Genomic DNA, 6,428 nt, shown 5'->3' on the forward strand with positions numbered 1-6,428 from the left:
GTTCTACAGCAACTACCGAGTAAGCAGAGACCTGATTGAACTGAGGAACCTTGCCCAGGTAGCGGAACTGATGATCAGGTCTGCCATGGAACGTAAGGAATCTCGGGGCCTGCACTACACGCTGGACTATCCAGAGATGCTGCCAGAGGCGAAGGATACGATCCTTACACCGACCTTTTGAGGCACGTTAGGAGACCTTAGCGTAGCACCATAGGACCCCGGTTTGTAACAGCTTTGGCGCACATTTGTCCCAACGCTGGGGTCCTTATCGCCTGCCCGCAAGGGTCCTTGTCGTGCGCCTGAGCGAGCGTGCGAGGGCCTACGGGGGTAAACGCGCAGGTTAGCTATGACAGGTGGTCACTCAGAAATTTCTGTCAGGTTCTCATGAAGGGTTCTTGAAGCGACCGTATATAAGAAGAAGGCCACACGAACACCCACACAGACCAATTAGGTCTCGCTTTGCGTGTCCATGCATTTGCACTAAGAGCTGAGGGTTCGATGAAAAGTCAGGTTTGTGAGGCCGTATTGAGTGGCAATCTCAAGGATGCCCTCATAGGATTTAGGCCAGCCTCCACCACTTGAGTCGTTGGTGGCTCCCGACTGGAGCAGGGCAAAGCAAACCGCTGCATATGGGGTCAGATGATCAACCCGTACTTTGGCGACCACTCGCTTGTCCTTGTAGGTGTAGCACAGAGTGAAACTCATGGCTGGCCTTACCTTGGCGTGGTCAATCCGTGAGCATAGCAACTCAACACTTCAAATGTAGTTTTCTTTAAACCCAACTCAACAGCTCGCCCACGAGGCCCATCAAGGACCTCATGGTTACAGCGGGTGTTACGGCTTGACGACTACACGGGTGATCAACGGGAAGTCTACGGTCTCGACCTGAAGTTTCTCAGTAGGGTCCGCCGGGTTTGCCAGCTTCAGCTTGACCTTGGCCTGAGCCATTACGTCAGCTACACCAGTGATCTCGATGTTCCAGCCTTGGATGCCAGAATCACGGGAAGCAAGGATCGACCACACGTCACCGTCATTGCCCTCACGGAACGACAGCGAGGCGAATCCTTTAGGGAGCATGAAGACGCCCCGGTTGCTGCCCGAGTAGAACTGAGTACGGCAGCCCAAGAGGTCCTCAATACCGTCGCAGCCTGCACGCTGAGCAGCACGCTCAAGGATCGCCTGTTCGGTCATGTGCATGAGCAGCACAAAGTCACTCAGGGAGTTGCCAACCGAGTGGTTGATGCTCAAGGTCAGTTGGTCAATCCAATCCTCAGAGCGATCACGGGGGCCGGTGCTGGCGATAGTGACCTCCTTGGCTTCGACGCTTGGGGACTTAATGAGGATGTCCACGATGGTGGAGCCGCAAGCCTTCTCGAAGTCCTGCATGGCCTTGTCCATCATTTGACCAATAGAGTTGCTCGTGAAGCCTGCAATCAGGTGGGCGTCCAGCAAGGTCATACGGTGCGAGAAGAACGCAGCAGTATCGGTAGGCTCAGTGAAAATCACATCACCGGCAACTGCCTCGCCCTTGGTGATTGTCGAGGTGTCATAAATCGACTGGCGTGGGTCGAACTCGATGTTACGGTTGACCATGTTGACCAACTGCACAGGAGTCGGAGCGGTGCCCTTAGGGCGGAATTCACACGGGATAGCGTCCATAGCATCTGCGTACCATTCGCCACCATTGAAGTATTCCTGAAGGGTGTCCGTAATGCCCTCAGCGGCCACACTGGAATCGCTCAAGGAGGCCGAGGTAGAAGCCAGAGTGTTGAACTGAAGGCTGCCACCATTGCCCCATACGGCTGTCTCGTAGGCAGTCGGGGTGCTGTAACGGTCAGTGCCTTCACGGTGGTCGGTGGATTTGAAAGCGTTCTGTTTGCGAGTAGTCATGGTAAGTATCTCCTGAAATTTATCGGAATGAGGTCAGCGAGACGCCAGCAAGTGCCAGCGCCCGAAAGGCAAGAAGGTATGGGTCAGCGGGTCGGTGTGGGCTCAATCCCAAGAGGACCAAGTGCTGTTGCCGTTGGCTGCACGAATGGCTGCACCACGGGCACGCATCTGTTGCTCTTGAAGCTCACGTTTAGCCTTACGGCGGGCCACCTCAAGGGCGCTTGGCGTGCTGTAGGAGGCAAAGCGCTCAGTGTGCCGTTTCGCCTCTGCGAGCTGTTCTTGATGATGTCGCTCGGCGGCTGCACGGGCCCTGTGGACCTTGGAGGTCGCCTCAGGGAAAGCCGAAGTATCGAGACCAGCGTTTAGGTACTGCTCGATAATGGCGCCCTGCTTTGCATCGTTCTTGCCTGCACCGGCAATCAGACCGGACAGCATCACACCTTCAGCAAAAGCACGGGTCACGGTCTGACCTTGTACTTCAGCAGTTTCAGGGGTTACGTTTTGGATATTCAGTTGCATGGGGTGTGTCTCCTGTATCGAGACATTGATTCATGGCCTTGCCGCATAGAGGCAACGTGACCAGATGGCAAGGAGTAGCCGCACGGGCCTCTCAAGGTCATGATCAATATCTTCTGGGTTTAGGTTTGGGATGGTGCGATCACGGGTCTGTAGCTTGGCGGGTGTGATCAGGGTGCCGATGGCGGACGGCGGTGCGAGTTAAAGCGGGATGGTGATCGGTTGGCGGGTCAGCGGAATGCGCATAGGGGCGCGCATAACGGCGTCAAGACTCATGCTGGTTGTGGTGGTGATCGACTCAACGAGTGCGACCAAGGCCGGATTGATAGCCTTCAGGTGCCCCATAAGTTTCTCGCAGTCCACCCCATGCTGATTGCTGGAGGTGACCTGTTCGCGGACGTACCGATCACGCCAGATGGCTCGCAGGGTGACCAGTTTGGTCCGACTTGCTGGGGACACAAAGAATGCGTTGAGTTGGTCGGCGAAGGTCATTGGGTCACCGCCTTTGCCACACGACCCCAGCGATCCACACGGGAGGCTTGAGCGGCTTTCTTGGCTTTAACCTGAACGGCCTTGGCTTCAGCTACGCCGACATTGATGATCTCAGTTTGTGCGCGCAGCCAATCAAGGCCACGAGGTTTGACTCGCCAGCCTTCACGGTTGCCGAAGTTAGATGAAACCTTCACAAATGCTCCCGAGGTGAACCCTTGCTGCTTTGGCTGAATCTGACCAGTACGGCCACCGAAGTCATCACAGACGTGGAAGAACATAGGACCCTTAGCAAGGAACTCAAGCGCCAGACGAGGCTGCTGAATGCCAGCGACCCGGCATGATTCGGTCCATGTGAGACCAGCACCACGGGCTTTCATGTCAAGGGTCGAAGCCTTGGGCATGTTGGCGTCCAAGAGGGCATCTTTATGGCGCAGTTCACGGACGGCACTGTTACGCATGGCGATGAAAGCGCAGACGACCATCAGATAAAAGTCAGGCGAGACCCACATGGCGTAGGCGATGGTCCCGGCTTCTGTGGCCCACGTGCCCGGATTGGCGCCGCCCCGTTCAATGACGAAATTTCGTCTTTGGTCCAGTGCAGTCCGGATCTCGTTATTCCACTTTGAGGCGATCTTTGCCGGGTCAAGTGCCAGTGTCTGATGGATCGCATTAAGACTCCACATTCCAGCTTCATTTGGCTTGAAGATTTTCCCCTCAATCACGATGGGTAGCAGATCGGTATTGTTGTTGGTCACGTTCATAGTCTGTTTCCTTTTGGTAGCGTTCTTCAGGTCGCACCCACAGCCGATCATCCAGCCCCAGACAAGGGAACCGGCGTGGCATGAAGAGCGCTATCAGAAAGACTGGATTGATGGTTGGCCCAGCGACGGGCTTAGAGGTAGGAACAGCTACTGAAATTTATTTTAGATAAACTGAGCTGTCCCGGTAATACTGAGGGTTTTTAATCAGACCTTGACGACCCCTGAAGAATCCTTTAGAAGTCGGGCAGTCCGTACCGGATGATAGAGACCCAGTTAAAGAGATTCTTATAGTTACTCCTTAAGACACCTTAAGTATTAATTCTTATTAGTTTAATCTATAAAGAACAATAACTATAAGTTACTCTTTAAGATCTAAGAGGTTTTTAAGTTAAAAGGCCCCTTTATACTGTGCGATCAGAGATAGGAGGCCCAAACCTATCAAGGGTCTACTCACACGAAGTGAGCAGACAGAATCGCTACAGTGGACCTGATGCTGGTCCCGCAGATCCCGTTAGGGTTGCGCTTGGTGGTCGTGGTGTCTTGGATATTGGGCTACCTGAGAGAGGTAGCGTTGGTCACTGGACGTTCACGCCTTGCCCGCAGAGGGCCACCTTTGAGGGTGACCTTACGGCATCTTGAAAGGAAAGCCACGTTGGTGTGGTGTGTCCCGGTAATAGTGAGGGTTTTTAAATCTTCGGCGAACGTGCAGGCTTTGGCCGACTCATGCCACACAGCTACAGACCTCACCGATTACTTAGCGCTGTACGAAATGGTCCTGATGAGCTGCTTAGACTGGGTGCTTGACCTTTAGACTCGGCAGTGTTTACCAGCACGTTATTGGAGAGTGAACGCCTTAGCCGTACCGCCAAGAACATACCAGCAGTTCCGATTCAAACCTGACTCCTTGGATATGCTCACATCAGTAATACCATCTGCGCCTTGGGCGAAAGCGGCTACTTTCAAGTCAATCAATACAGCAGCCTCACTGGGCGCCTCTTCAACAAAACTTCGATGACACCGACCCGCAGAAACGTCACTCACCATTTGCGCACCTACAGGCAGTGACTTGTATTCCTTAATTGTACGAACTGCCTCTCGCTGATCTTTCAGGCTTGCATAAGACTGTTCGTTGCCTACCTGTAGATTTGAAGAATGGCTCCCACAACCCGAGACGAGGCCACATAACATCACAAAACCGCCGAGGTGAAGACGCATCTAAAGCTCCTTAATTGAATATATGATCAGAACAGAAAGCCAGCATCATGCTATCACTGTGCCACGCCCAACGCCGTAACCAGAGCCACAGCCATACGTCCCACCTCAACAGCGCTTCCAGCTCCATAAAGGTCGTAACTGATCGAGCCTGATGAGTGACCCAAGATCGACTGGGCGGTCCCCACAGGGATCTCACAGGCCTTCAGGGCACCGGCCAGCGAGTGACGCAACGAATGGAAGGTCTGGGTCCGATCAGCGTTCAACGTCAGGACATCCCTAAGGGCCCCATTGAGCACGTTCGAGAACTGACCGGCTCCCAGTGTGAACAGCCGTGAGTCAGCCTTTCTGACGAACTCAAGGAACGCCTGAAGATCGAAACCATAAGCGCCATCAGTCAGCGGCACAACACGGAGAGCATTCTTGGTCTTGGCTGTCTTGCCATCGTTCCTGTTGATGTCGATGACCCATATGCTGCCGACCTGTTTAACGTCAGCCTTGGTCAACTGCCTGAGTTCCTCAATACGGGTCCCAGTGATGACCCCAAGGGACAACGCCCAGCGCTGCCATGCGTCCACTGGTAGTGAATTAGCGTGAGCCATGAGGGCCTTTACCTGATCCTGAGAGAACGCCTCACGGGAGCTGTCAGCATCCTTGGATAGCTTCAGCCCCTTATCGAAGCCCTTGGTGAGGTAGCCATTATTCACAGCCCAATCCATAACAGTTGATAACCGGGTCAGTAGCTTGTTCACAGTGGAACCTTTGCGGTCCTCAAGGAGCTTTGCTTTGAGCGCCACCATGTCAGCCCGAGTGTGCCCTTTAAGATCGAGGTCTCCCAGAGCAGCGCTGATAGCAGCACAAGACGATTTAACGTCTTGCATAGTGCTGGCCTGTACGTTGTCCTTTTGCTCCACCATATATAGCCCTGAGAGATGCTCGAACGTCAGAGGTGCTGCGGCGTTTACAGATGAGGACAGGGATAGAGCTACAGACGTGCCACAAGGTTCACCATTGAGGTCCTTAACGATCTCGACCAGCTTCCCTGACCGTCCCCGCATACGCTCCTGAGAGGCCTCAAGGATCTCAAGCGCCTTACTCACTGCCCGTTGCTGGTTGACGCTCAGGGGCAGCATGGCGGACGCCTTACGCAACGCCAAGTGATGCTCATCGTTGATCATCTCGTAAGCGACCAGTGAGCTGTCACCGTGTGCCATCGTCAAGTTGTACTCAGCGAATTCAATCAGGCGCTCACGGAGGTCGCCCCATGACGCTTCTGGGTTGTCCAAGTGGTAGGCCTTCAGAGTCGAGAGGATGTCGTCGGAGATGGTCATTGCGGTGGCCTTGTCGGTAGTCCTGAGTGACAGCGTGAAGAAGCCCTTAACGGTTCCTTGAGGGCGAAGGCGAAGGTAATAGCGACCAGACCGGCGATAGTGGTACGGCTTGGCGAGCGCAGTTTGTAACAGGTTTGTCCCAGTTTGGGAGCGGTGGTTGACGTTCATCGGCTGAAACCCCTGTATCCATTGGGTTTAGCCTCATAAGGTCGAGTTCTACAGCAAC

The 6,428-nt window shown here is 54.1% G+C and carries 7 protein-coding genes and 1 pseudogene; 1 reads left to right on the plus strand and 7 read right to left on the minus strand.

From position 1 onward, the window contains the following. A pseudogene (locus FQ182_RS29260) lies at positions 1-181 on the plus strand (L-aspartate oxidase); the annotation flags it as partial. Between the two features lie 299 nt (positions 182-480). On the opposite strand, the gene FQ182_RS29265 reads toward FQ182_RS29260, so the two are convergent. The 7 genes from FQ182_RS29265 to FQ182_RS29295 form a co-directional block, all read right to left on the minus strand. Further along, positions 481-705, minus strand: a complete 225-nt coding sequence (locus FQ182_RS29265; protein WP_149415302.1) for a hypothetical protein — start codon at positions 703-705, stop codon at positions 481-483. Between the two features lie 129 nt (positions 706-834). Then, a complete protein-coding gene (locus FQ182_RS29270) occupies positions 835-1,890 on the minus strand; it encodes a hypothetical protein (protein ID WP_149415303.1) in 1,056 nt (351 codons plus the stop codon). Positions 1,891-1,992: 102 nt separating this feature from the next. Next, positions 1,993-2,409, minus strand: coding sequence for a hypothetical protein (locus FQ182_RS29275; protein WP_149415304.1), 417 nt, complete (start codon positions 2,407-2,409; stop codon positions 1,993-1,995). Positions 2,410-2,607: 198 nt separating this feature from the next. Continuing rightward, entirely contained in the window at positions 2,608-2,898 is a 291-nt protein-coding gene (locus FQ182_RS29280; protein ID WP_149415305.1) for a hypothetical protein, read from the minus strand. Next, positions 2,895-3,659, minus strand: coding sequence for a KilA-N domain-containing protein (locus tag FQ182_RS29285; RefSeq protein ID WP_149415306.1), 765 nt, complete (start codon positions 3,657-3,659; stop codon positions 2,895-2,897). The genes FQ182_RS29280 and FQ182_RS29285 overlap by 4 nt, the downstream gene beginning before the upstream one ends. Positions 3,660-4,493: 834 nt before the next feature. Further along, positions 4,494-4,874 (minus strand): hypothetical protein, encoded by a 381-nt coding sequence (locus tag FQ182_RS29290; RefSeq protein WP_149415307.1) that lies wholly within the window; start codon positions 4,872-4,874, stop codon positions 4,494-4,496. Between the two features lie 53 nt (positions 4,875-4,927). After that, the gene (locus FQ182_RS29295) at positions 4,928-6,370 is read right to left on the minus strand and encodes a site-specific integrase (protein WP_149415308.1); all 1,443 of its coding nucleotides are present in this window, start codon (positions 6,368-6,370) and stop codon (positions 4,928-4,930) included. Between the last annotated feature and the right edge of the window lie 58 nt (positions 6,371-6,428).

Source organism: Pseudomonas sp. ANT_H4 (assembly GCF_008369295.1).
Lineage (GTDB): Bacteria > Pseudomonadota > Gammaproteobacteria > Pseudomonadales > Pseudomonadaceae > Aquipseudomonas.

Bases quoted from the DNA above. Each gene is read 5' to 3' on its own strand.
- FQ182_RS29265 (WP_149415302.1), bottom strand. From the start codon at position 705: ATGAGTTTCACTCTGTGCTACACCTACAAGGACAAGCGAGTGGTCGCC.
- FQ182_RS29270 (WP_149415303.1), bottom strand. From the start codon at position 1,890: ATGACTACTCGCAAACAGAACGCTTTCAAATCCACCGACCACCGTGAA.
- FQ182_RS29275 (WP_149415304.1), bottom strand. From the start codon at position 2,409: ATGCAACTGAATATCCAAAACGTAACCCCTGAAACTGCTGAAGTACAA.
- FQ182_RS29280 (WP_149415305.1), bottom strand. From the start codon at position 2,898: ATGACCTTCGCCGACCAACTCAACGCATTCTTTGTGTCCCCAGCAAGT.
- FQ182_RS29285 (WP_149415306.1), bottom strand. From the start codon at position 3,659: ATGAACGTGACCAACAACAATACCGATCTGCTACCCATCGTGATTGAG.
- FQ182_RS29290 (WP_149415307.1), bottom strand. From the start codon at position 4,874: ATGCGTCTTCACCTCGGCGGTTTTGTGATGTTATGTGGCCTCGTCTCG.
- FQ182_RS29295 (WP_149415308.1), bottom strand. From the start codon at position 6,370: ATGAACGTCAACCACCGCTCCCAAACTGGGACAAACCTGTTACAAACT.